Here is a 24684-nt window from a genome sequence, read left to right on the forward strand (position 1 = left end):
AGCCATCGATGCATTCTGGCATGGGTGACAATTCCTGTCAACCAACCGTGGATGCCCGAATTTGTCACGCGGGAGGATCGCCACGCTTGCGCCGTCTGGCGTGGCGATCTCTCCCGTTAACGGCCCCTCAGCGTCCGATTATTCCGCCTTGGGGTCGGCCTTGTTATCGGTTTTCTCGGTAGCCCCGGCCTGGCGGACCTGGGTGGAGAGGTGGTAGCTGACGCCCTCGATCTCGAATTCGAGGTCGCCGACCAGCCCGATGAAGCCGGAATCGGGACGGGCAACGACGCCGGAACGGTTCCCCCCCTCACCTTCCATGGGGACGGATTCCCAACGGGACTTGCGGAAGTCCTTGGTCGCCGACCGGGCCACCCAGAGCTTCGCCGACTTGGGCGTCTCATCGCCGGAGACGGTCAGCTTCAGGGCCCCTTCGCCGGTGTTCGAATGCTTCCAGTCGAGCTTCGGCAGGGTCTTGCCCTGGACGGCGTGTCGGAAGAGGGCGCCGATGCCATGCAGCGCGTAGTCGCGGTTCTCGCCCAGGTTGTGCCCGGCATTGGGGAGATACACGACCGACTTGGGACCCTGCAGGTCGCCCCAGTAAATGTTCAGCGCGTCGAGGGTCCAATAAGGGTCATTGGTCCCGTTGATGATGAGCTTGGGCAGGCTCAGGCGGTGGCGATAGCTGAAGGGGTCGACCATCGTCCAGAGTTTCTTGCCGTCGACCGTGTCGAACTGCTCGGTCAGGCCCCTGCCGGTGTAATCGCCGATTTCCTCGCTCTGCTCGCCCCACATCTTCTTGGCGTGGTCGAACTGGGCCTTCATGTTCAGGGTATCGATGACCATCGGGGCGCAGGCGATGACGCGGGGATCAAAAGCGGAGGTCAGCCAGGTCGTCCAGCCGCGCTTCGAGGCGCCGGTGACCACGAAGTGGGAGACCTCGGGGGCCTTCTCGTCGCGGGCCAGGGCCTGGAGGGCGTCCATCGCTCGCACGGCGCTCTTGACCATGGGGAAGAGCAGGGGCCAGTTCTTGTCCTTCGTCTCCAGGTAGCGGACGAAGGTCTCGGCGATCAGGGTATCCTCGGACTTGTCGCCCAGCAGCGGCTGGTTGGGCACCTGCGAGAGGACGGCCACACGCGCCCCGGTGAGCTTGGACAGGTTGAACCCGAGCACGTCATCCTGAGGGCTCGACTTGCTGTCGATATTGCCGACGCCGCCGCCGGTGATGAACAGCAGCATCGTATCCTTGGTCTTGGCCTCGTTGGCGGTGAAGACCTGGAGCCGGTGCCCCCAGGTGATCCCCTGCCAGACCTGCGAGGTCAGCTTCAAACGCTTGCTCGAGCCGGCGGGGGTCTCCCTCGACTCCTCGACCGTCCAGGCGAAGGCCGCATCGGGCTTTTTCACGTACTCGTCAAGGTCCGCGCGGGCCCGTGCAGCGCCCTGGAAGGCCACGAACCCGGCCGCGATGGCGACCGCCAGCGATGAGAATCGACACCGACGCATGCGAAAAACTCCCCGGTGAGCACGTGCCCCGGGCCGACATCGGCCCCCGGCCCATTGCACCACGAGGGCGGCCGTGACGCCAGGCATCGCGCCGCTCGATTCCACCAGATATCTCGATCGGGCCCCGCCCGACTGGCCGCCTCAGGCCATCACGCCCGGGTCGCGCCGGGCGTCGTCGGGGGATTCCATCAGGCCGTATTTGTAGAGCTTCTTGTACAGGGTCATCCGACTGATGCCCAGCTCCGAGGCGGCCCGCAGGCGATTGTTGCCGTGCTTCTCGAGGGCCTCTGTGATGCAGGCGAGTTCCGCCTCCCCCTTGACCCGGGCCAAATTTGGCTCCGAGGGACGAACTGTGGCGGGCTCGGCCGGCTCCGCTCCGGGCCGGCTGGCAATGCCCCGGATCAGGGACTCGGGCAAGTCGCACGGCGTGATCTCAGGGCCCGGGCAGAGCACGGAGGCCCGCTCGATCACGTTGCGCAGCTCCCGGATGTTGCCCGGCCAGTCGTAATCGAGCAGGGCCTGGGACGCCGCGGCCGAGATCGCCAGTGGCATCCTCCCATTCCGCGCCGAGAACTCGGCCGCGAACCGCTCGGCGATCGGCAGGACTCCCTCGATCCGCTCTCGCAGGGGGGGCAGCTCGAACCCGACCACATTGAGCCGGAAATACAGGTCGCTGCGGAATCGGCCCGCGGCGACCTCGTCGATCAGTGGCCGGTTGCTCGCCGCGATCAGCCTGGCCCGCAGCGCGGTCGGCCGATTGGAGCCGACCTGCTCGAAGACGCGATCCTCGACGACCCTCAGCAACTTGGCCTGGATTTCAGGGCTGAGCATGTCCACCTCGTCGAGCAGGAGCGTGCCGCGCCCCACCTCGGCGAATCGCCCCACCCGGTCCCGGTCGGCGCCGGTGAAGGCCCCCTTCACGTGGCCGAACATCTCGGTCTCGATCAGCGTCGAGGAGAGGGCCCCGCAGTTGACGATCAGGAAAGGCTCCGACCGACGCGGCGAGAGGTCGTGCACCAGCCTGGCCAGCCGCGTCTTGCCCGTGCCGGTCTCTCCGCCCAGAAGCAGCGTGACGTCCTGCGCCGCGACCCTCCGGACTTGCCCGACCATCCGGATCATGTCGGCCGATTTCGTGATGAAGTCGAACTCGCCCGATTCCCCGGCCATCGACCCGGGGACGCGTGAGACGCGGGCGGACGTTGACACCGCTCTCGGAGCCGGCTGGAGTCGGGGCTCCTCCTCGATGCACGGATCGGGGCGAACGACTCCGGCCCCATTGATGCCCAGCGGTGCCCGGTGTCTGAGCGTCAGCGTCTCGATGAGGTATCCCAGGCGGCCCGTATCCACCGGCTGCGCCAGAGCATCGACGGCCCCAAGCCTCACCAACCCGTAGGCCTTCTCCGACATCGGCCTCTCGGCGATCAAGATCATCGGCACCGGCCGCCCCATCGCCATGACGGTCCTGAGCAGCGCCACGGCCCCCCCCACCTGACACTCCTCGGTCAGGTGGATAACCACGACAGCGGCATCGGCCCAGGTCGCCAGCAATGCCTCGTCGATGGTGCCGATCGACTCGACGCAGAGGCCCCCGAGTGACCTGACGACACACCCGATCGATGCGGCGAGGCGCGAGTCCGAGCCGATGATGACAATCTTCGATTGGGGCACCGAACAGGCTCCTTGGATGATCGCCGACATCATGTCGGCTGGTCCACCCTTGGTCCTCGTCCCCTCAGCCGGTCCGCGGGAGGCCGAGGCCCCACTGGCTGATGGAGATTCCTGGCAAATTTCGTCCGCGGTGAGATTCAACCCGAGAAGGGTGGGACCGATTGAAACCCGTCGGGCTCAATTCAATCCGGTGTGTGTCGGGCGGAAGGGAGAGGTGAAACGTCGGCAACTCTGGATGCCTTATTAAGAATAATATGGCGTCGCAGAATTAAAGCTAGCACCTGGATTTCGATTCGAACCAGATTCTAGTTCGAGTCTTCCGGACGTTCAAGCGCTAACGTGACGATCGTCGAACTTTTCAGGACCCGTTCCCGGACAATCCTAAGCCCCCAGGCTTGATCGCCCCCAAGGTCACTCGCATGCACTCACAAGTATGATCTCGGGGCGACCGGGATGCGGGCGGCGACCGCATAACGACTCCATGATACGTCAAAAACCCCATATTCTCGGCGAGATGGGCCGAAATCATGCGTCCGAGGGGCCGAGACGATCCGGTATTCCTCGATCGACCCTCTGCACTTCCGCCCGGCGAAGCAGGTCCGATCGAACTGACTCGAAAGCCCCCACGATGCCCACGCCCCGCCGACTAAGAAGCGTCCAAGAACAAAATAATAATGACCTGAAGATAGGTGAATAGTTCGGAATCGATCCGGAATCGGGAAGTGACCGCGGGGAACCTTCCGGAGAAATCGCCCCAGAAGCCGTTCAAATAATCGCTAGACCGAGGGAAGTTCTAGCCAAACTGAACGTAACAGAGCCGTCGATCTACGCCACAAAGCCGGCGAACCGAGACGACGAAGGACTTGTGCGAGCATGTTAAGCTCAACTCCTACAGCCGAGCGAGGACGCATGCATCGCCCAGGCGATGGACAACGTCCAAGAAAATGGGCAGCTGAGAGAACTCTTGCGGGCCGCACGGATTGCGATGCCGAGGCCCGATCCGAACCCGTTACGTTCCTCAGCCTGAAGGCAAGGCGTGGAGTAGGATTCAAGGCGGATTCACCGAGGGTCGTTCCGGCCCGGCAAGCGTGAGTCGAAAGGAAGTCACCTGATGCGCTCCTCACTCCGACGATCGCTGCCTCCGGTCGCGACGGCCCTCCTGGTCGCGAGCCTCCTGTCCGGCTGCCAGGGGGGTAGCAAGGGTATGTTCCGACGTTCGGCCGCCAAGGAACCCGCGCTGGTAGTCCCCGAGGGAGGGGTCGTCGTCGGCGAGACCATCCCCGCCAAGCCCGCGGCCTTCGCCGACCGGCATCCGATCCTGTCCAGGCCCAAGGAATACTACGTGGAGTCAGGCGGCGCCAACGGTGGCATGAGCAAGGTGGTCGCCACTGGTCGAGCGGCCTTCATCGGCATCCCGTCGGGCATCGGGGCCGAGATCAAGCAGATGGTCACCGGGGTACCCGCCCCGTCCCGGGGTACCTCCGTCACCTATTGATCCCAGGTAATCAGGCCGCCCGACTCGCACGGCCTGATTCCAATTTTCTCCAAGTCCCTGGCATGCTCGCTGCCGATCGAAGGAGGGTGAAATCGATGGGCACTCGTCGAGGCGGGAACGGGTCGAAGCTCGGTTGTGGATCTCGCGAGGAGGGGGCGCGGATGCGCTGGACGGCCGGCCTACTCGGTCTCGTGCTCACGTCGGCCCCGGACGCCCTGGCGACGGCGGCTGGGAATGACGAGCTTCCCCCGCTTACCGCGCCCGCCGACCTTCCCGCGCCGGCCGAGGCAACGGCGTTGCCGGAACTTCCCCCCGCGCCGGCCCAGGCCGAACCGGATCCAAGCTCGAGCCGCTCACTCCCAGGGCTTCCGCTCTATCCGGGCCCGAGGCGGCCGCCGACCCGCCGATCGCCCACGTTGCAGGCACGGGCCGCGTCTTCGGCCGAACTGCCCGCGCTTGACGGCCCCGCCGAGATGACCGAGGGGACCTCATCCACGCCCGCTCCCAAGGCCGATACGGCCCCGTTCACGATTCAGCCCGGGCGCGGGGCCAACCTTCCTCCAGGATCCTCTCGCCGCCCGCTCATCATCGAGTCGGAGGTGGGCGGCCCGACTTCAGAACTGGACGATCTCGACCGCATTCCACCACCTCGCGGCGGTCGGAACCTTGCGCCCATCCCCCCGGTCGAACGCCGATCCCGATTCTTCGGGATGGTCCCGCCGGCAATGACGAACACCCCGAAATCGATCGAAGATCCCGCACCGAATGAGCCCGACTTGGACAGCGACCCCGCCGCAGATGCCGCGTTGAAGCGTCGGATCGAGAAGACGGCAAAAGAGGTCGTCGGCACGAAGGTCAGGACAATCGACGTCTCGGTGATCGGCCACAAGATCACGATCCGAGCCCACGGAACTCGACTTCTCCAGCGGCGGGCCGTTCGGCGAACCTTGGAAGGTCTTCCGCCCATTGCCGGATATCGCACACAGATCGAAGTGAACTGAGTCTCGACGGCCCAGGCTCCGCCTAGCTCATTTCGGCCCTAAATCCTTCATCAATGAAGAGTTAGAGCGAGAGTCAAGACGCCCGGATCGATTCCGACCATGGACGGACGAGGGCCGTGACCGTCAGGCTGAGGTCATCTCCGGCGGCCAGCACGAAACGAAGCCGGGGCTCGACCGGCACGGGCAGGGCGAGCTTCAGGCTCAGGCAGAGGCAGACCCGCTCGTCGAATGAGCCAAGGGGGGCGCGGGCACGGACGGTGGCCGTGACCTCGGCGGTCCTGATCTGGGCGAGCCATGCCGAGCCCGGCTGGCATCGGGCGAGGAATTCATCGACCCGTCCGGGGTCATCGACCGTGACCAGGGCCTCGACCCGGTCCACCTCGCGTGCATCTGGGTCGGGGATCGCGGCGGGCATGGTCTGGCCTCGGTCGATCGGGCGTGGCGGGGTGTCCGGCTCAGCGTTCGAGGATCCCCGGCCTGTTCATCGCGTAACCCTTGACGGTCACCTCGATCATCGGCCAGTGCTGCGCCTGGGTGACGACCTCGAAGCCGCGGGCGTCGACCACGACGGTATCCTCCGACCGCGCGGTCCCCACGCTGGGCCCCCAGCAGAGGGCCGTCCCGGGCTGCAACTTCAGCGGGCTCTCGGGCAGCAGCAGCCCTTCATTGGGCGAATACCCGATGAACTGGCCGGCGTAGTCCAGGGTCCACTCATGGGGATGGTCATTCTTCTCGAACAGCCGCTTCGTGCGGCCGAGGATCGCCCCGACGGTCTCGCCCGGCCTGGAGAAGAAGATATTGCTTGCGGAGATCATCGACGCCAGCGCCTGGTCGGTCTTGAACGGTTCTTTGGCGAGCCCGAATGTGACGCAACGGCCCACCGAGGCGCACAGGCCAAACCGACGGCCAATGACCGAGATCAAGGCCTTCTCGCGGATCGGGACCCCCTTCAGGCCGGGTCTCCGGTACCGATCCGGCCGACCGTCGGCGGCGATCTGCAGGCCAACGGGAGCAACCCCCTCGCGCAGAAGCCGATGGGCCAGGTGGCCCGCCACGTCGGCCTCGGTCTCGCCCGGGTGGAAGTTCCGGCAGGTGGCCTCGACGGCCAGCGTCAGGGTCCGGCCCAATTCACGCAGTCGCTGCCGCTCTAGCTTGGTCAGCGGGCGGCGTAGGTTGATCAACGCCGCGGCCGAATCGTGCCCTTCGCGGCTCCAGGGGGAGGTACCCGCCAGGTCGCTGACCAGGGTCTTGTTGTGACCGAGCTCTTCGAGGACCCGGGCCGGGTCCTCATGCCAGGGGCGTTCCTTAAGTTGGAAACCCAGCCCGGCGAGTTCTTCCTCGAAGATCCGGGCGCTCTGGACGTTGTCGGTGACCACCGCCCGGCAGGAACGAGTGATGTAGATGAGCGCGGAGGCAATCTCGCCGGAGAACTCGCGACCAAGCTCGCCGCCCGAGGTGAACCAGGCGATCGAGTCAACCCGCCCCAGGGCCATCGCGTCGAGGTTGTGCGCGTCGAGATACTCTCGGACCCGCCGGTGTTTCTCCTCCACGTCGGCCCGCCGGTCGCGGAGTGCCGCGTCCTCGTGGTCGAGGGTCGGGTCGACGACCGGCGGCATCGTGTCGGTCACGGGCCGATCGGCGGCCGTGCTCAGCACCCGCTCGGTCTCAGCCTCAGCCTCCGGGCCCGATCTCAGGGCCGGCAGGTCGTGATAGCTCAGCACGTCGCCAAACCGGGAGCCATCCCCCTGATCGTGGAAGGCTGCCAGCGTGCTCAGGTCGAATTCGGAGGACAAGGGGCGTTCTCCCTCGATACTCCGCCCGGCGCGGTCGTCCTCGGAGACGGTCAGGAACGTCGATTCCTGGCCGACCTCATCGAGCCGCGGACGGATCGGGATTGGACCTGACGGGAGCAGGCGGGGATGACGACTTGCCGCAGACGAGGACCCACGGCAGCCTGACAAAGACGGCGGAAATGCCGATGGGGCCGCCCGAAAGAACTCAGGCCGTCCCGCCTTTATCCTTCCAAGCCTCCCGGAGAAAAGCAAGCACATCGGGGACTAAATCCCTGCGCCCCACCACCAACGGTAGCCATGGGTGATCTCCACCACGGGGACCAGCCCATCGGCCGTCCCAAGGACCACAGGCGTCGGTGCATCGCCGGGCGCGATGAGGTCCGATCGCCGACGCATCAAAGGGGCATTGAAGGCGGACTGGACCGTCAAAGAACCTCGCCGGGCACTCCATCGCCCCAGACAGATTGCAAGAACGCATGGATTTCGGCCTCCAGATCCCGTCCGCCCGGTTGCAGGCCAAATCCGTGACGTGCCCCATCGACCCGGATCAGGCGATGAGGCACGCCCGACTCGGCGAGCGCTTCCGCCAGCACCTCCGATTGTTCCAGCGGCACACGCGGGTCATCTGTCCCGTGGATCAGGAGCATCGGTGGGTCGCCGCCGGTCACGTGCGTCAGCGGCGAGGCCGCCCCCAGCAGCCCATCGGTGGGGGGTTCTCCGCCCAGGAACAGTTCCACCGACTCCGATGCCCCCGGACTCTGACGCAGGAGCGCGGCGAGGTCCGACGGGCCGAAGAGGACCACCGCGCCGCTCACCCTGGCCGACGGGACTCCCGGCCCCGGCCGATCATCGTCTCCGCGGGTTGAGAGCAACGAGGCCAGGTGCCCGCCCGCCGACGACCCGAGCACCGCGATCCGGGTCGCGTCCACCTCGATCATCGTGGCGTGACCGCGCACCCAGCGCACCGCCTCGCGGGCATCTTGCAGATTCACCGGCCAGCTCGGGCGGTCGGGTCTCGACAACTGATAATCGATCGATGCGACCACGATCCCTCGCCTGGCGAGGACGGCCATCGACCGGCCATACTCGCCGCGATCACCACCACGCCAGCCTCCCCCGTGGATCACGACCAGGGCGGGCCAGCCGGATCGGGGCGATGCCCCCTCCGGTCGATAGAGGTCCAGAGCGACCCGGCGTTCGCCCTCAACTCGATAGACCACAGCGCGCCGGGCGAGCACGCCATCGGGCAAGTCAGGGCGAGAAACCTCCGCTTTCACGAGATAACCGGTCGCAGCCGCGAGGGAACCCCAAACCAGGATCCTGGCCCAGGTCGAAAGCCCGAGTCGAGGTCGCCCCCCCCGCATCCCACTGAAAACAGGCATCGCCCGCCCCCCCCTTCGGCCGCTTCACTCACCGATCGATCCAGGCCATCGTAGGTGCACCATGGTTGCCATTCAACCTGAAGCCCCGCGAAGTTTTCCGTCGATCGAAGCGATTCTGCCGGCCAGGCAAGGTATGGGGAACGATCATGCGATTTCGAATTTCCAGGAAGCCGGCATCAATTTTGCATTCATCGTCAATCGGCATCTTATTCGTCCATCATCATTCGATGTACGTGCATGTCGTTGCCACGCCAGATCGGGCAAAACCGAGGAGTTGGTGGCATCGCTGCTGACTCGGAGCATGATCATGCAAACCGATCAACTAAGTATCACGCGAGTCTTACTCGTCGAAGACGCGCCGTTCCTTCGCTACGCCTTCGGCCGGCTCTTGAGGATGCAGGGGTTCGAGGTTCGCGAGGCAAATGACGGGCGCGATGCGCTGAATTGCCTCATCGACTTCCACCCTCACCTGATCCTTACTGACTTGATGATGCCGGTCATGAACGGGTTCGAGCTGATCCGTCAGCTCAGGGCCGATCCCAGCACGGCGTCGCTCCCCATCGTCGCGATCACGGCCGATGCCACCGACTCTGCCGAGCGTCAGGCCCGCCAGGCCGGGGCCATGGACGTGATTACCAAGCCCATTGACCTCCTCGCCCTCATCGCCCGCCTGAGAGCCCTTCCCAGCTGAACCAAATTGCCTGCAATCACGCAACCGATCGCTCAGTCTGGCAGCAAAGACTGCCCGACCCGATCGTTGACAATCATCGACGCGGCAGGCCGAAGGTGACGCACCAGTAGGGGATTCCATCCTCGGATTCGGCCAGGGCGATCCCGATCTGGCTGAACCCGCCCAGGATATTCTTCTTGTGAGGGGGGCTGTCCATCCAGGCCTTCATGAGATCCACGGCGTCGGGCTGCCCGTAGGCGACGTTCTCGCCGGCCCGCTTCCAGACGTACCCTGTGTCGTCGATCCGCTTGAACGGGGTCGAGCCATCGGTGCCATCGTGGGTCATCTTGTTGTGGGCGGCCATGTCCTTGGCGTGGCGTTCGGCGGCTTGTTTCAGCTTGTCGTTAACCTCCAACTTGGGCAGCTTTTCCTCGACCCGGATTGCGTTGTGCGCGTCGACTACCTCCTTGACTGCCTCTTCGTTGGTCTTGTCCGACTTGGGTCGGGCCGGACGGTCCTTGCTTGAGGGATCCTGGCCGGCGATGAGGGAGCGGGGCGGAGGGCCGACGCAACCGGCTATGGCGACCAGGGTCGTCCCGAGGAATGATCGGCGCGAGACGCCTCCTGGGTCGCGATCGAGACGCATGATGCGGATTCCTTCCAGGGTGACTGCGGATCGGACCGGGCACGCTTCAACTCGTCCGGCCCGGTCCGGGTATGCACGGCCCGTTCCAAACTTCCAAGGTTCCTAGGGGTCGCTCACTTCTCAAAACGCCACGACCCGCCATAATTCAATCGGCAGCGTTCTGTGCACATCTGAGGCGATGGGCGACTTTGAACTTTGACTGACGACCGGCCGACGTTCGTGGCATTCGACCTGGAGACGACCGGACTCTGGGCGGAGACCGACCGGATCATCGAGATCGGCGCGATTCGCTTCGATCATTCGGGCAAAGAGTCTGGTCGATTCGAGCGTCTGGTCAACCCGAGACGGCCCGTCGGGGCCTCGTCGCGGGCCATTCACGGCCTGGACGACTCGTTGCTTGCCACGGCCGAGGGCATCGAGAGTGTGCTGCCCGAATTCCTCAGCTTCCTCGGCCCGGCCGATTCGACCTTGTTGCTGGCCCACAATGCGGCCTTCGACGCGGGGTTTCTGGGCGCCGAGCTGGGCCGTCTCGGCCTGCCGATGCCGGGCCACGCCGTGGCCGACACCCTGGTCCTGTCGCGGAGGCGGCGGCCCGACGCCCCCAATCATCGGCTCGATTCCCTGGCCCGCCTGCTCGGTCTCGACGGCGAGGGCCTGCATCGCGCGCTGGCCGATAGCCGGCGAGTAATGGACCTCTGGCTGCAACTCGACGACGGCGAGCCGCCGACGACCTACCCGATCGCCGATCCTAGCCAGAACCCCGCTCCGCCGATTCCACACGGCTGGGAGACGATGTCCAACGCCATCCGCGAGGGCTTGCCGCTGACGATCATCTACAGCGGCGGGACCCAAGGCGACACCCCTCGGGCGATCAGCCCTCGACGATTCGTGCGTCGTGGTGGGCTGACGTATGTGGTTGCGTTCTGCCATATCAGCAGTCGCGACAAGGAATTCCGTCTCGACCGAGTGAAATGGCATGGGGTCATGGTCGCCCCCGATACGATTGAAACCGGTGCGAGGAACGGTTAGGTTAAGGGGATGCGCGGACCCCGGCCCGACCGAGGGTGTTCCGGACGTCGACCGAATTTCGTCGAATCGACCCGCCAGCCCATCGCCGCCCCGCACGATTGAGGATGTGTCCCTATGCCGTCGCCCGCCGAACGTCCCCGAGTGCTCAACGGACCGCCGACGCAACCGACGGCGCTGGGCCTCATCGCGCTATCCGCCCTGAGCCGCTCCGGCTTCATGCCCTGGAACATGGCCCTCGTCGGGGCAACCTCACTGTTTGCCGGTGCTCGCCTGCCCCTGCGCTGGGCGCTGGCCGTGCCCATGGTGTCGATGCTTGTCTCGGACCTCGTCATCGACTCCAGCAATGGCCGCGCCGCCTTTACATTCGAGCGGCTGACCATCTATGCCAGCTACCTGGCGATTGTGGCCCTTGGCCGTTTGATGCGTAAGGACTCGAACCTGCTGAAGGCCGGTGCCTTGGGCCTGGCCGGCTCGATCATCTTCTTCGCGGCGTCGAATTTCGGATACTGGGTCTCGGCTCCCGACGTCCCGCACACCCCGGAAGGGCTCTGGCTGAGCTACCTGGCGGCCGTCCCTTTCTGGCGTAACACGTTACTGTCAGACGTGATCGGATCGACCGCGATCTTCGGACTTGACGCCCTCGCCCGTCGCGCCGGCCTCTACGGTGTCGAACCGACCGCCGTGGCCGACGCCTCGCCGGCCATCGCACGGGCGGACTGACGCGCGTGGCTGGCTTGCTCGTGAGCGTGCGATCGGCGGCGGAAGCTCTCGCCGCCATCGCCGGTGGCGTCACCGTCCTGGATGTGAAGGAGCCCGACCGCGGCCCGCTGGGCCGCGCCGACCCCGAAGTCTGGGCCGCCGTCGCACGACTGGCGCCGGCCGGAATTCCGGTCAGTGTCGCGCTTGGTGAACTGCGAGAATGGGACAAGCAGCCACCGCCTCGCTCGGAGTCCTGGGCGGGGATCACCTACCGCAAACTCGGCCTGGCCGGATCTGGCCCCGATGGCACGGCGGCCTGGATGACCCTGCGACAGGCGTGGGGCCCCGGCCCCAGGTGGGTCGCCGTGGCTTATGCCGACTGGGCCGAGGCCAATGCCCCCGACCCCGATCAGGTGCTCGACATGGCCATCTCCGCCCCCGACTGCGTGGGCATTCTGGTCGATACCTGGAGCAAGTTGAAGCCCAGCCCCGTCGACCTGAGCTGGTCGCCCTGGATCGAACGGGCCCGCAAGGCCAGTCGATTCGTCGCGCTCGCCGGTGGCCTGGATGAGTCCGCCATCGCCCGCCTCGCCCCTCTGAATCCCCACGTCTTCGCCGTCCGAGGCTCCGCCTGCCAGCGGGGCCTTCGAACCGAAGCTATCAACTCCGAGCGAGTCTCCAGCCTCGTCCGGGCTGCCCGCGATGCCGGGCGAGTCCCGGCTCGGACCCAGTCCGGCCAGTGGGGCTAGGCCGCGAGGGATCGATTTTCGATCCGATGAGCCCGACAGCCCGACCCCCATCCCGTTTAGAATCGGGCGGGATACCTCATGGAAACTGAGGCGGGGCAAGTCGTGTCGAAGCTGATTGATCGAGGTAAGGACTCAAGGCGGCCCGCCCGGGTGAACGATCGCACCTGGGTGCTCATCGTCGGGGCCTCGCTGATCGTCAATCTCTGCTGGGCTCTGGCGGTCAGGCCGCTGGACGCGCCCGACGAGCCGGCTCACTTGCAGGCGGTGCGGCAGGTCCAGTTGAGGCGGATGCTGCCTGAGGTGCACTACTCGTTTGCCAGGGACCCGGCCGGCGAGATTGTCCGGACCCCCGACGACCCGGCGACTCGCTACTACGCGATGCGGAGGGGTGTCCTGGACGAGTACAAGCTGGAACCTTACGAGTCGATGCAGCCGCCGCTCTATTACCTCGTCGCGGGCCTGGCGGCGATGCCCGTCGGTCAGAATCCGGTCTGGGCGATGGTGACAGGGCGAGTCGTCTCGGCCTGCCTGGGCGCCTCGGCAGTCGGCTGTCTCTGGCTGGCCGTCCGCCGCCTCGCCCCCGGTTCGCCGGCTCTCGCCCTGGCCGCGGCAGGCTTCGTGGGCCTTTTACCCCAATTCGCGTTCAATAGCGCCAGCGTCTCGAACGACTCTGCGGTGAACTTCGCCAGCGCACTGGCCGTGGCCGTCTGGATCGGAGCCTTGAGGACGCCAGAGTCGGATCCTCGGCTTCTCCGCTCGGGGGCGGCCGTGGGGCTGGCCCTGCTGGCCAAACTCAACGCCGTGGCCCTGGTTCCAGGTCTACTCCTGCTGGTCCTGTTCCAGGCCTGGCCTGGGGCCGAAGGATTGGCGCGCGTCGGCCGGATCGCACGGCTGGCGGCCTGGACCGGGGCAGGCTTGCTGGCCATCTCGGGATGGTGGTTCGTCCGGAATTTCATCGTCTACGACGGTGATCCGACAGGCAGCCGCGACGCGATCCGGTTCTATCAGGCGAACTTCAAGCCGCTCAATGTCTGGTCGAGGGATGACTGGGCGTTGCTGCGGGCGATGAGCTGGGAAAGCTTCTGGGGCCGATTCGGCTGGCTGACGATCCGCCTGCCGGATTGGAGATACGTCGAAGCTCGATTGGCGAGCGTCCTGCTGCTCGTCCTCTCCGCCTGGGCCATCCTGAGACGATGGCGGGCCCTGGATGGCGTGCAGGTTCGCGCGGGAATCATCCTGGCGACGGTCTTCGCCACGTTACTGGCGTCCTACCTCCAGTTCAACTTCAGCGTCGCGTTCCAGTCGCAGTCTCGCTACCTCTTCCCGGCGATTCTGCCGCTGGCCCTCGCTCTGACCGGCGGGCTTGCGACGTTACCCCCCACCCCGAACGGACGACGCTGGGCAGTCGGATTGCTGCTCGTCTGGATGGCGAGCCTCAACCTGTCAGGGCTCTGGAAGGTGGGGCCGTAACCCGAAAACAAAGCCGGCCCGCGAGCCTCGGCCGTGGGGCCTGGCTCGCGAGCCGGGGTGTTGAGTGTCGTCGCTCTGCCCAACAGGTTCAGGAGAAGTACTGGCGGGTCAGCAGGAAGACGTCCTGGAGGTTGGTGAAGAGGATCAGGCCCAGGACGAACGCCACGCCGGCCCACTGGCCGACGACCATCGCCGAGTCGGGCAGGGGGCGGCCGCGAATCTTCTCGGCGACCAGGAACAGGAACTGGCCGCCGTCGAGGGGGAAGATCGGCAGGAAGTTGATCACCGCCAGGTTGATCGACAGCATCCCCAGGAACTTGATCAGGTCGACGAAGCTGCTATCGGCCGCGGCGTACGCCATTCCCGAGATCCGGGGGACGCCCGCCATGCTGCTCATGCTGACGCGCGACTGGAACAGGCCGCGGATCATCGCGTAGATGTTGACGACATTGTCGTAACCCTCATACAAGGCACGACGGAACGACGCGCCGAGGGGCTGAGGCGGCAACTGGCGGGTGAGCGTCTGGAATCCCAGCCCGCGATCGGGATAGAACCAGTCGGCCACGGCGACCGGCATGATCTCGACGGGGTTCTCTCGCCCCTTGATGCCGAGCGTAATCTGCGTGGTCGGCAGATTTTGGACCATGTTGAACGCATAGGCCCAGGGGCCGACCTGATCGGCCTCGAACTTGATGGTGAACGGCTTGGGCACCTCGGCCGGCCTGGCCTTCGCGCCTTCCTTACCTTCAAGCGCGGGGGTCGGCGTCGGTGTTAGCACCATCGAGGTCAGGGTGTCGCCCGCCTTGATCCCGGCGGCCTCGGCCGGCGACCCGACGGTCACGGCTCGCACCTTGGCGCCGACGGGGAAAGCCAGACCCAGTCCGGGGATTTCCAGGGACTCGCCCGGGAAGACCGCTTCGACCCAGGTGGGCGTCGCGTCGGGGGTGGCCCGGATCGTCTTCGACTCAGCGCCGCGCTTCACCACGAATTCGAGCGGGGTACCGGCATGAGACAGCCCGAGATCGGGCAGTCGCATCGGGTCGTCGACCGGCTTGCCGTCGATTGTCTCGATCAGGTCACCGACCTGGAAGCCTGCACGCTCGGCCGGTGAATTGCCCCGGATTGCCGAGATGGGTCCCATCTCCATCCGCAGGCCGAAGTCCAGGAAGTGATTGACCGGGAACGTCAATTCGAGCCGTTCGGGCGTCTCTGAGGGCTTATCCTTCGCAACAGGCCGGCGGAAGGCAGCGGTCAGCGGCACTCCTCGATTGGCCGAGGCGATCCGGTCGAACCCCAGGGAGTCCTCCGGCACAAGCTCGGTGAGTGGACCGCCGGCGGGGCCGACGGCGATGAGCCGATCGTCCAGCTTGAGCGTCTCGGCCTCCTTGAGCTCGTCCTTGGCGTCGGTGCCCGGGGGTCGGATGAACGGAGGCCGGGCCAGGTCCAGGCTCTTGCTGGGAACGATCCCGATGGTCGGGGTCTCGGCCGACTTCTCGCGGCGGGGCTCGAAGTCCATCGTGATCAGGCCGTCCTGGCCCGGCCGCTTGATCCCCAGGCGCAGGGTCTGGCCGGTGGCGCTCAGGGCCACCTTCATCTTCAAGGTGCCGAAGTCGACCCCGTCGCGGCCGTCGATCGAGACGATATCGTCGCCCGACCTCAGCCCTGCCTTGTAGGCGGGGGAGCCGGCGACGACCCGGCCGACCTTGGCGGGCAGTTCGAGGGTGCCGTTCATGTAGACGAACATGAAGAAGGCGATGCCCAGGATCAGGTTCATCACCACGCCCGCGGTGATGATGGCCATCCGGGCTCCGACGGACTTGTTCTTGTAGGCGCGGGGGTCGTTGGCGGCGTCGGGGTTCTCGGGGTCGTTCTCATCCCCCTCGCCCAGCATGCTGACGTACCCGCCCAGTGGCACCGCGCCGATGACGTATTCGGTCTCGCCCCAGCGGCGCTTCCAGAGCGCAGGAGGGAAGCCGATCGAGAAGGCCTTCACCTTGACGCCGTTCCACTTGGCCAGCGCGAAGTGGCCCAGCTCATGAAGGAAGATCACGAAGCCCAGGCCGAGCACGACCTTGGCGACGTTGAGCAGGAAGTTCAGGGTTTCCAACGGCGGACCTCCTGCCTGGCCTTCGCGTCGACGGCCCAGAGGGCATCGAGATCGGGCCGGGGGTCGAACGGGTGATGGTCCAGCGCCGCGCGGCAGGCGCGGGGGATGTCGAGGAAGCCCAGGGAGCCTTCGAGGAACCGCGCCACGGCGGCCTCATTGGCGGCGTTCAAGGCGGCGCCGGCCGTCCCGCCGCGCCGCATGACCTCGAACCCTAGCTCAAGTGCCGGGAAAGTCTCGCGGTCGGGCGGCTCGAAATGCAGGGCCATCACGCGGGTCAGGTCCAGCAGCGGGCAGGGGCCCGAGACGCGGTCGGGGTAGTTCAGAGCATATTGGATGGGCAGACGCATATCGGGCGGCGAGAGCTGAGCCAGGATGCTGCCGTCGACGAACTCGACCATCGAGTGCACCACGCTCTCGGGGTGCACCACGACCTCGATCTGCGAAGGCTCCAGGTCGAACAGCCAGCGGGCCTCGATCACCTCGAGCGCCTTGTTCATCAGGGTGGCCGAGTCGACCGAGATCTTGGGGCCCATCCTCCAGGTGGGGTGGGCCAGTGCCTGCTCGGGGGTGACCTCGGCCAACTCACGCGCCGTCTTGCCTCGGAAGGGTCCGCCCGACGAGGTCAGGATCACCCGCCGGACCTCGCCCGCCTTGCCCGAGCGCATCGCCTGGAAGATGGCCGAATGCTCGCTGTCCACCGGCAGGATGACGGCCTCGCGGCGCCTGGCCAGATCCATCACCAGGGGGCCGGCGACGACCAAAGTCTCTTTATTGGCGAGCGCGACGGTCTTTCCGGCCTCGAGCGCCGCCCAGGTCCCGCGTAGGCCCGCGGCCCCCACGATGGCGCTCAGCACGCGGTCGGTCTCGGGGTCGGTCACCATCCGCTCGATGGCGTCCGGCCCTTGGAGCAGCTCGACCCCGGTGCCGCGGAGCTGCCCGTCGACCTGGGCGGCGGCTTCCGGGTCGGCCAGCGCGATGTACCTGGGCCGGGCCTCGCGGGCCTGGGCCAGCAGCCCTTGCCAGCTAGAGCCGGCGGCAAGTCCGTGCGCACGCAGGCGGGCACCGCCGTCGTGGGCGATCACGCTCAAGGCGCTCCGGCCAACCGAGCCGGTGGAGCCGAGGATCACCACATTGTAAGGATCGCCCGACGGCATGGGCTGGCAGAACTCCAAGTTTTCGATGTGGTTGCGTCCAACCGCCGGGGCGAACACCTCCGGATGACGCCTCACCCGGCCGCGCAGCCGTCGCGGTTATCATAATCCCGGCGTCCTGCAACCGACAAGCCGGGCCGCCCGACGACCGCACCTGCAATGCCTCGAATCCATCCCTGGCGATTTGTCCATCGAAGAATTGCCAGCCCAGCCGCGGTGAGCTATCGTCGGACGGGTCGACTCCTCTCTCACCCCCCGGATTACGGTCGCCTCCTGGTCTCTTGCCGGGTGGGTTGGACTCGTCGATCCCAACCCAACGGCGACGATACACCATGCCCTTCACGGATCGCAGAGCGAAGCGGCGCCGACGGATACGGCTGACAATTGAGGGGCTGGAGCCGCGCTGGACTCCCGCCGGCACGCCTGCGCTCGTCCAGCGGATCGAGTTGCCCGGGGCGGGGACGGCCTGGAACTACAACATCGGCACATTCGTCGCCTCCCCCCTGATCGCCGACCTCGATCAGTCGGGCAGAAACTCGGTGGTGGTGCCCGGCGGCAACTACAACCTGTACTCCTACCAGTCAGGGTCGGGCCAGCCGACCAAAACCTTCTCCACCGGCGGGATCGGCGGCGAGTTCCAGACCACGCCCATCATCGTCGACTTGGGCAACGGGACGCGGGCCCTCTTCGCCGGCGACACCAAGGGTCAGCTCTGGGGCTGGGACGCGAAGACCGCCGCGCTGCTGCCCGGCTGGCCGCAAAACACGCTCCACCGCTTCAGCGATCAGGCCAACGAGCCCGACCAGATCCTCGGCGGGATCGCCACGGGAGACCTTGACGGCGACGGCTCGCCCGAGATTGTCGTCACGAGCATCAACCACCTCGTCTCGGCCTTCCACGCCGACGGCTCGCTCTTCTGGCAGTTCTCCAACGACGACACCGTCTTCAGCGCCCCGGTCATCGGCGACATCGACGGCGACGGCAAGCTCGACATTGTCATCGGCGGAGACTCCAGCAAGATCCCCTCGGGCCCGCCCAACAACGTCGACGTCTATTCCGCCGGGGGACGGCTCACGGTCCTTTCCTGGAACGGCCGCCGCGAGTGGGTGGCCCAGACCGACCAGGCCATCCAGTCTTCGCCCTCGCTGATCGACCTCAATTCCGACGGCAATCTGGAAGTGGTCGTCGGCAGCGGCAGCTTCTACCAGGGCGACCGGGGCAACGGCGTCTACGCCTTCAACGCCAACGGCACCCCGTTCCGGAACGGAAACAGCCTCTTCTACAGGACGGTGCCGGTGGGCTCGACCGTCAACGGCAAGGTGAGGACCTCGCCGGTTGCCGCCGACCTGGACGGCGACGGCTCGCCCGAGGTTGTCGTCACCGACTTCAACGGCCGCGTCCACGCCATCAAGGCCAACGGCCAGGCGCTCTGGGCGGTCGACTTCCTCCCCGGCCAGTACGTCGTCAGCACCGCGGCCATCGCCGACGTCAACGGCGACGGCACGCCCGACGTCATCGTGGCGCACTCCGATTACACCAAGGCATTCGACGGCAAGACCGGGCGCGTGGTCTGGACCGAGATCACCGACTCGCCCGACCCCTCCGTCCCAGACCGCTTCTTCAGCGGCGCGGCCATCGGCGACCTGAAGGGCGACGGCACCTTCCAGATGGTTTCCCTCGCCACGGCCCTCGCCCCGAACCGCTCCTCGGTTCTTTCTCCCAGCTACCTTCGGGTCTACGACCTGCCGGCGTCCACCTCGATCAACACCTGGGCCGAGCCCCGAGGCGACGCGTCGGGCGCGGCCATCGCGCGTTCGGAAGGATGGCTGACGAACTACGTCGGCCAGCTCTACAGCCAGGCCGTCGGCCGAGCCCCCACCGGCACCGATCTCGCCGCGCAGCTCGCCGGATTCCGCCGCGCCGCGTCTCTTCTCCCGGGTACGCTCGGGATCGTGGGCAGCGCCGAGGCCCGCGCCAAGCTTGTGACCACGTATTACCTCAGCTACCTGGGCCGGACGCCCGACCAGGCCGGCCTGCAAGCCAACCTCGCGGCCTTCGACCGGGGCGCCACCCCGCAGACCCTGCTCAACGCCTTCCTCGTCTCGCCCGAGTTCTACGGGATCGGCGGCAATACCAGCGACTCGGGATGGATCAACAACCTCTACCGCGCGACCCTGGCCCGCGTCGCCAGCCAGCCCGAGATCAACGCCTGGCTGGGCGTCCTCCAGTCGAACCCCAACGCTCGCGGCAACCTGCCCTTGAGCTTTATCGGCTCTCGCGAGTGGACCGAGGGGACCGTGCGTGACGTCTATTACCGCTACTTCGGCGGCAGCCCGGCCCCCGACACCCTGGCCTCGGCCGGACGCGACCTGCGGGCGGGAGTCTCCACAGAGGTCGTCACCGCCCGCCTGCTCGCCAGCGCCGGGAACTATGCCAACACCACGCAGGATGGCTCGACCATCCGCTTCCTCTATCGAGACGTGCTCCAGCGCGAGCCCTCGGGCCAGGAGGTCGCCAACTGGCTCAATCAGGTCGAAGCGGGCCTGAGCGTGGCGACGCTGACGCGAGCCTTCGTCACCTCGTCGGAGTACCGCGACATCGTCGTGGCTTCCTACTATCAGACCTACCTCGGCCGGGGTTCGACTCAGGCCGAGCGAGCGAGCCTCGTCGCCCTGATCGGCCAGCCGGGACGCACCCGAAATGACGCCCTGGCCGCCCTGATGGCCAGCGACGAGTACTACCGGAACGCCGGCAACACGCCGAACGCCTACGTCAACAAGGTCTTCAACGACCTCCTCGGCCACGGCCCCGATGCCAATCAACTCTCGACCTACACCACCAAGATCACGATCAGCCAGACCCGGTCTCAGCTACCAAGTGACCTGATCTACAACGCCGCCGGCGAATACTCGACGAAGATCTCCAATGGCCTGGTCTACCGCTACCTGCGTCGGTTCCCATACACCAAGCTCGACGGCACGGTGAATCCGCCCGACGCATCGGCCCAGGCCGCGGCCACCAAGCCCTTCGCCGACTTTCTGACCAACCGAGGCAACCCCGAAGAGCTGGAGATCGGCCTGCTGACCTCGGGCGAATACCTCAACCTGGCCAGGGGCAAGGCCGCCTGGAACGGCGTGCGCTGGGGCCTCGGGAACCGGGTCTACTTCGCCTGAGCGAGACGCGGGGAAGCGGGCCTCGATCAGAGCGTCCGCGTCCCCTTCCAGACCTCTCCGAGCCAGCGTTCACGGCCGCGAATGTGATATCGCAGGTCGGCCAGCGAGACGACTTCTCCACGGCGACGGATGCCACCACGCCTCAAGGTGCGCCAGGCCGAGCGGCCGAGGGACCAGGCGAAGAGGATCGACCCGACGGGGATTGTCAGCAACGAAGTTCCCGAAACCAGCGTGACCGCCGCGATGGCGAGCAGGCAGGCGAGGCGTGAGAAGATCGGTCCAACCGCCAGGCCGACGACTGGCGCCAGGCCGAGGATGAGCACAGCCGAGATCGACAGGACCACACGAAGCGTGCTGTCATTCAGGGTGGCGAACGCCGATCGTTCCAGCCGCCGGGTCACGCCAGATCGACCGGGCCGGGGCCTGACATGGACCGCGCCAGTTCCGTCGAGCACGCGGGTGCGGGCGCCGGCCGCCTTCAGGGCCCGGCCGAACTGGCGATCGATGTCGACGGAGAGCCTGACACGCCCGAACCCGCCGATGTCGCGGAAGGTCTCGGCGCGGACGAGCCGGAAGGCTCCCACGCCCAGCATGGCCCGGCTGCGGCGATCGTCCACCTTCCAGGGGGGGGTCAGGACGGCCGCGACAAGCCTCGAGAACTCCAGGACCAGCCGTTCTTCGAGCCCGCGCGTGACGACCTGCGGCACCGCCAAGAGCTGATCTGCGCCGACTCGATCAGCGAACGAAACGGCGCGACGCACGGAACCGGGTGCGAGCACCACGTCGGGGTCGGTGAACAGGAGCCATTCGACCCCGGCCGCGATGGCGGCGTCGGAGGCCGACTGAAGGCCGTGGAGCTTCGACAGCCAGCGATCCGGGGTCGCCGCGGACCGCACGACGAGCAGCCTCGGCTCGGCCGCGGCCAGGCGGTCGAGGATCGCGCCGGTGGCGATTGCGGCGCGAGGGTCGAGGGACACGACGACCAAGCCGGGCAAGTCCTCGGCAAGCAGCGAATGGGTGCCAGACTCGACCCACCGGCGGTCATCCGATGAGTCAATCACGGCGGCCACCATCGGCCACCCCCCAGGCGGCGGCTGGTCGGGCATCGATGCCAGAACGGGCGTCAGACGCCATGACTTCCGCACGTTGAATGCGGCCAGGCCCCAGAACGCCAACGCGGCGATGGCGAGCGTCCCAGCCAGAGCGGACCACCAGACCATGGGACGACCCATCCTCGGGACAGTCGCCGGGCCCTGAATCCGGGCCCGGGCTGGGCATGAGCTTACACCCGGCGGGCCACAACCAACACCGCCCCGCCCCTTGAACCGCGCCCGTCAGCGCGTTAGGTTCGCCGCTCGAGAGAATCCCAACCCGGGCCGACCGCCGCCGTCCCGTCGCCGAGTGGCGGGCCGGGCACTAAGGACCACCGATGACCAGCGACTTGAAGATCACGAAGGTCGAGGCGATTTATCTGCGACTGCCCGAGGTCAAGCAGCAGTGCGACAGCGGCCAGGACGCACTGATCGTCAAGGTCACCACCGACGCGGGCATCGTCGGCATCGGCGAGGTCGACAGCGCCCCGCTCGCCGCCAAGGCGGTCATCGAGGGTCCGTTCTCGCACACCGTCACCTCCGGCCTGGGCCACCTGCTCATCGGCGAGGACCCGTTCTGCACCGAGTATCTCTGGTCCAAGATGTACAACGCCAACATCTATGCGGGCCGCCGCGGCATCGCCATCCACGCGATGAGCGGCATCGACCTGGCGCTCTGGGACATCAAGGGCAAGGCCCTGGGCATGCCCGTCTGGAAGGTCCTGGGCGGCGGGTTCACCAAGAGCCTACGCCCCTATGCCAGCACCCTCTTCGGCGCCACCCCCGAGGAGACCGGCGAGCGGGCCCGCAAGTTCGCCGGCATGGGCTTCTCCGCCGTGAAGTTCGGCTGGGCCCCCATGGGCAAGGACGCCAAGACCGACGTGGCCCTGATCCGCGAGGCCCGCGCCGGGCTGGGCGACGACCTCGACCTGATGATCGACGCCGGACTCGTCTACGACGCCAAGACGGCCATCCAGCGAGCCAAGGCCTTCGAACAGTACAACCCGTTCTGGTTCGAGGAGCCGCTCGCCCCCGACGACTACGAGGGCTACGCCAAGCTCTCCGCGGCCAGCAGCTTACGCATCGCCGCCGGCGAGGAAGAGAGCGAGCGCAAGAGCTTTGCCACCCTGATGGACGTCGGCAAGGTTGACCTCATCCAGGTCGACCTGACGCGTTGCGGCGGTTTCACCGAAGGGATCAAGATCGCCGCCATGGCCGCCGACCGCGGCATCCCGGTGGTCAACCACGGCTTCACCACCTACCTGAACGTCGCCGCCGCCGTCCATTATCTGGCCAGCATCCCCAATACCCTCGGCCTGCTCGAATTCGTCGTAGAGGAGGGGACCACCCTGCGCCACCACATCAGCGAGCCGATCAAGTCGGTCGACGGCCGGGTCGCCGTGCCCGACGCCCCCGGGCTGGGCATCGAACTGAACGAGAAGGGCATCGCCAAGTACCGCGTCGACTGACCCGACGCCACTATCGCCGGTCGCCGGGACCACCACCGGCGACCCGGCTCGCGCCCGACAGGACGCCCAGCGCCAGCGATCGGCTGGGCGAATCCAGGGTTTTGAACGACGCGGGCGGCTTCCAGGCGGCCTGGCGCTCGGCCACCACGACCAGCACGACGCGCTGGCCTGGCCGTGCACGAGCGGCCAGCCGTTCGGCGTCGGCCGCGTCGACGGCTACCAGTGCCCCCTGCGAGACGAGCCCGAAATAGGTCGGCAGCGGGATCCGATGCCGGTCTTCGCCCAGCGCCAGGGCCGTCTCGGTGGTCAAGCCGCATGCGCCTGGGCTGGCGAGCACGAAGTCAGATTCGTCGATCGCTCGACCGATCGCCAGGGCCATCTCCGACTGCACGGCATCGGGCCGACGTGCGAACGCCGCCCGGTACTTCGGCAGCGACTCCCCCAGCGTGAACCAGGCCACGACCAGCCCGAGGAAGACCGCCCGACGACGGGGCGCCTCGAACCGGCTCGCCAGTCGGCTCGTCACCAGGGCCAGCGACAGCGCCGCCGACGGAATGAACAGGATCACGAAGAAGTCGTGCAGGTAGGCGATGTTCCGAGCCAGGTTTAGCGGCAACGCAAACGCCAGCAGCCCCACCATCCAGCTCGCGCCTGGTATCGGCTTGCCTCGCAAGCGACCGAAGACCATCGCCGAGATCAGCACGATCGTCGCGACGAAGGTCGACGTCCCGATGTTCCGCACCCATCGCTTGATGAGCAGTTGGACGATCAAGGGGTAGGTAATTTCCACCTTGCCGGCGTCGGCGCGGGCCGACGACCGTTCGACAACGTGGCGGGCGAAGCCGGCGAGGTCATCGACCACGTTCCCCGAGGCAAGACCAGTCGTGCCGACGTGCACAACCAACGGCACGACGATCGCCAGGAACGCGGCCGCCAGCGCAGGCGTGGCGCGGTTGCGGCGGGCTTCGACCAGGAGCGCCGGGATCAAGATCAGCCAGCAGATCCAGGAGTCCATCGCCGCCACGATCGAGCCGGCAATAACCAGGGCCCAGCCCCCCGCGGATCGGGAAGGCCGGGCCAAGAGCGCCAGCGTGACCATCAAGGGACCGAGTGCCAGGATCTCGAAGATGCAGGTCAGGCCGTGTCGCCAGAGCAGGACCGGGCAAAGGCCCGCGAATACGACGGCCAGGTTCGCCACCCGCTGGCCCCAGACAGACCGGGCGAACGACCAGAGACCGACCAGGAAGAGGTTGAGCGAGACGAGCACCGGCAGTCGTATCGAGGCGTGATAGGGCAGGCCCATCGCCATCGGTAAGGCGACGGTCCACGAGGCCATCGGCGAGTAGGACCGGTGGAGATCCAGCCGACCGTCATCGCGCAGGGTGGTGGCGTTGGCCCCCTTGGTCACGCCAAGCCCGAGCACCACATGGTTCCGCGCCACCCGGCCGATCTGCCGGCCGATGAACGCCTCGTGCCCCAGCCGCATCGGCCCATCGAACCTGGCGAGCTGAACGCTATTCCAGGCGAGCAAGACGGCCAACAATGGCCCACAGCCGGAGAGAACCGTCCGAATTCGCATCGACGACATCGG

19 protein-coding genes are annotated in these 24684 nt (G+C 66.7%); 9 read left to right on the forward strand and 10 right to left on the reverse strand.

What is annotated here, in order from left to right; translation table 11 throughout:
* Positions 1 to 138: 138 nt before the first annotated feature.
* Complete coding sequence (locus EP7_RS08250; RefSeq protein ID WP_463527365.1) at positions 139 to 1500, reverse strand: PhoPQ-activated pathogenicity-related family protein; 1362 nt, start codon at positions 1498 to 1500, stop codon at positions 139 to 141.
* A gap of 141 nt (positions 1501 to 1641) precedes the next feature.
* Positions 1642 to 3168 carry a sigma-54 interaction domain-containing protein gene (locus EP7_RS08255; protein ID WP_463527366.1) on the reverse strand — a complete coding sequence of 509 codons (1527 nt, stop codon included), beginning with the start codon at positions 3166 to 3168 and terminating at the stop codon, positions 1642 to 1644.
* Between the two features lie 1111 nt (positions 3169 to 4279).
* On the opposite strand from EP7_RS08255, the gene EP7_RS08260 reads away from it, so the two are divergent.
* Together EP7_RS08260 and EP7_RS08265 are read left to right on the forward strand one after the other, a co-directional pair.
* A complete protein-coding gene (locus EP7_RS08260) occupies positions 4280 to 4663 on the forward strand; it encodes a hypothetical protein (RefSeq protein ID WP_463527367.1) in 384 nt (127 codons plus the stop codon).
* A 95-nt stretch (positions 4664 to 4758) separates the two neighbouring features.
* Positions 4759 to 5664: a hypothetical protein gene (locus tag EP7_RS08265; protein ID WP_463527368.1), complete on the forward strand. Its 906-nt coding sequence runs from the start codon at positions 4759 to 4761 to the stop codon at positions 5662 to 5664.
* A 73-nt stretch (positions 5665 to 5737) separates the two neighbouring features.
* On the opposite strand, the gene EP7_RS08270 is transcribed toward EP7_RS08265, so the two are convergent.
* The 3 genes from EP7_RS08270 to EP7_RS08280 form a co-directional block, all read right to left on the reverse strand.
* Positions 5738 to 6079, reverse strand: coding sequence for a hypothetical protein (locus EP7_RS08270; RefSeq protein WP_463527369.1), 342 nt, complete (start codon positions 6077 to 6079; stop codon positions 5738 to 5740).
* A 40-nt stretch (positions 6080 to 6119) separates the two neighbouring features.
* On the reverse strand, positions 6120 to 7457 hold the full coding sequence (locus tag EP7_RS08275; protein WP_463527370.1) for a M24 family metallopeptidase: 1338 nt from the start codon (positions 7455 to 7457) through the stop codon (positions 6120 to 6122).
* A 425-nt stretch (positions 7458 to 7882) separates the two neighbouring features.
* A complete protein-coding gene (locus tag EP7_RS08280) occupies positions 7883 to 8707 on the reverse strand; it encodes an alpha/beta hydrolase fold domain-containing protein (protein ID WP_463527371.1) in 825 nt (274 codons plus the stop codon).
* Positions 8708 to 8900: 193 nt separating this feature from the next.
* On the opposite strand from EP7_RS08280, the gene EP7_RS08285 reads away from it, so the two are divergent.
* Positions 8901 to 9530, forward strand: a complete 630-nt coding sequence (locus EP7_RS08285) for a response regulator (RefSeq protein WP_463527372.1) — start codon at positions 8901 to 8903, stop codon at positions 9528 to 9530.
* Between the two features lie 73 nt (positions 9531 to 9603).
* Here the strand turns inward: EP7_RS08285 and EP7_RS08290 are convergent, their stop codons facing one another.
* On the reverse strand, positions 9604 to 10155 hold the full coding sequence (locus tag EP7_RS08290; RefSeq protein ID WP_463527373.1) for a CAP domain-containing protein: 552 nt from the start codon (positions 10153 to 10155) through the stop codon (positions 9604 to 9606).
* A gap of 195 nt (positions 10156 to 10350) precedes the next feature.
* Here EP7_RS08290 and EP7_RS08295 point away from each other — a divergent pair, with 195 nt between their 5' ends.
* The 4 genes from EP7_RS08295 (at position 10351) to EP7_RS08310 (ending at position 14102) form a co-directional block, all read left to right on the forward strand.
* Positions 10351 to 11184, forward strand: a complete 834-nt coding sequence (locus EP7_RS08295; protein ID WP_463527374.1) for a 3'-5' exonuclease — start codon at positions 10351 to 10353, stop codon at positions 11182 to 11184.
* 114 nt (positions 11185 to 11298) lie between these two features.
* A complete protein-coding gene (locus tag EP7_RS08300) occupies positions 11299 to 11904 on the forward strand; it encodes a DUF6580 family putative transport protein (protein ID WP_463527375.1) in 606 nt (201 codons plus the stop codon).
* A 5-nt stretch (positions 11905 to 11909) separates the two neighbouring features.
* Entirely contained in the window at positions 11910 to 12632 is a 723-nt protein-coding gene (locus tag EP7_RS08305) for a (5-formylfuran-3-yl)methyl phosphate synthase (protein ID WP_463527376.1), read from the forward strand.
* A gap of 150 nt (positions 12633 to 12782) precedes the next feature.
* Positions 12783 to 14102: a DUF2142 domain-containing protein gene (locus tag EP7_RS08310; protein ID WP_463527377.1), complete on the forward strand. Its 1320-nt coding sequence runs from the start codon at positions 12783 to 12785 to the stop codon at positions 14100 to 14102.
* Positions 14103 to 14190: 88 nt separating this feature from the next.
* Here the strand turns inward: EP7_RS08310 and EP7_RS08315 are convergent, their stop codons facing one another.
* Both EP7_RS08315 and dxr read right to left on the reverse strand, forming a co-directional pair.
* Entirely contained in the window at positions 14191 to 16209 is a 2019-nt protein-coding gene (locus EP7_RS08315) for a site-2 protease family protein (protein WP_463527378.1), read from the reverse strand.
* A complete protein-coding gene (gene dxr, locus EP7_RS08320) occupies positions 16197 to 17363 on the reverse strand; it encodes a 1-deoxy-D-xylulose-5-phosphate reductoisomerase (protein ID WP_463527379.1) in 1167 nt (388 codons plus the stop codon). Before dxr ends, EP7_RS08315 begins: the two co-directional genes overlap by 13 nt.
* Positions 17364 to 17692: 329 nt before the next feature.
* Here dxr and EP7_RS08325 point away from each other — a divergent pair, with 329 nt between their 5' ends.
* Complete coding sequence (locus EP7_RS08325; RefSeq protein WP_463527380.1) at positions 17693 to 20533, forward strand: DUF4214 domain-containing protein; 2841 nt, start codon at positions 17693 to 17695, stop codon at positions 20531 to 20533.
* 26 nt (positions 20534 to 20559) lie between these two features.
* Here the strand turns inward: EP7_RS08325 and EP7_RS08330 are convergent, their stop codons facing one another.
* Positions 20560 to 21765, reverse strand: a complete 1206-nt coding sequence (locus EP7_RS08330) for a glycosyltransferase family 2 protein (RefSeq protein WP_463527381.1) — start codon at positions 21763 to 21765, stop codon at positions 20560 to 20562.
* Between the two features lie 197 nt (positions 21766 to 21962).
* On the opposite strand from EP7_RS08330, the gene EP7_RS08335 reads away from it, so the two are divergent.
* Complete coding sequence (locus EP7_RS08335) at positions 21963 to 23093, forward strand: mandelate racemase/muconate lactonizing enzyme family protein (RefSeq protein ID WP_463527382.1); 1131 nt, start codon at positions 21963 to 21965, stop codon at positions 23091 to 23093.
* 10 nt (positions 23094 to 23103) lie between these two features.
* On the opposite strand, the gene EP7_RS08340 is transcribed toward EP7_RS08335, so the two are convergent.
* Positions 23104 to 24672 carry a hypothetical protein gene (locus EP7_RS08340; protein WP_463527383.1) on the reverse strand — a complete coding sequence of 523 codons (1569 nt, stop codon included), beginning with the start codon at positions 24670 to 24672 and terminating at the stop codon, positions 23104 to 23106.
* Positions 24673 to 24684: the final 12 nt, after the last annotated feature.

This window comes from Isosphaeraceae bacterium EP7, from assembly GCA_038400315.1.
GTDB lineage: Bacteria > Planctomycetota > Planctomycetia > Isosphaerales > Isosphaeraceae > EP7.

Bases quoted from the DNA above. Each gene is read 5' to 3' on its own strand.
- EP7_RS08250 (WP_463527365.1), bottom strand. From the start codon at position 1,500: ATGCGTCGGTGTCGATTCTCATCGCTGGCGGTCGCCATCGCGGCCGGG.
- EP7_RS08260 (WP_463527367.1), top strand. From the start codon at position 4,280: ATGCGCTCCTCACTCCGACGATCGCTGCCTCCGGTCGCGACGGCCCTC.
- EP7_RS08265 (WP_463527368.1), top strand. From the start codon at position 4,759: ATGGGCACTCGTCGAGGCGGGAACGGGTCGAAGCTCGGTTGTGGATCT.
- EP7_RS08270 (WP_463527369.1), bottom strand. From the start codon at position 6,079: ATGCCCGCCGCGATCCCCGACCCAGATGCACGCGAGGTGGACCGGGTC.
- EP7_RS08285 (WP_463527372.1), top strand. From the start codon at position 8,901: ATGGTTGCCATTCAACCTGAAGCCCCGCGAAGTTTTCCGTCGATCGAA.
- EP7_RS08290 (WP_463527373.1), bottom strand. From the start codon at position 10,155: ATGCGTCTCGATCGCGACCCAGGAGGCGTCTCGCGCCGATCATTCCTC.
- EP7_RS08300 (WP_463527375.1), top strand. From the start codon at position 11,299: ATGCCGTCGCCCGCCGAACGTCCCCGAGTGCTCAACGGACCGCCGACG.
- dxr (WP_463527379.1), bottom strand. From the start codon at position 17,363: ATGCCGTCGGGCGATCCTTACAATGTGGTGATCCTCGGCTCCACCGGC.
- EP7_RS08325 (WP_463527380.1), top strand. From the start codon at position 17,693: ATGCCCTTCACGGATCGCAGAGCGAAGCGGCGCCGACGGATACGGCTG.
- EP7_RS08330 (WP_463527381.1), bottom strand. From the start codon at position 21,765: ATGGGTCGTCCCATGGTCTGGTGGTCCGCTCTGGCTGGGACGCTCGCC.
- EP7_RS08335 (WP_463527382.1), top strand. From the start codon at position 21,963: ATGACCAGCGACTTGAAGATCACGAAGGTCGAGGCGATTTATCTGCGA.
- EP7_RS08340 (WP_463527383.1), bottom strand. From the start codon at position 24,672: ATGCGAATTCGGACGGTTCTCTCCGGCTGTGGGCCATTGTTGGCCGTC.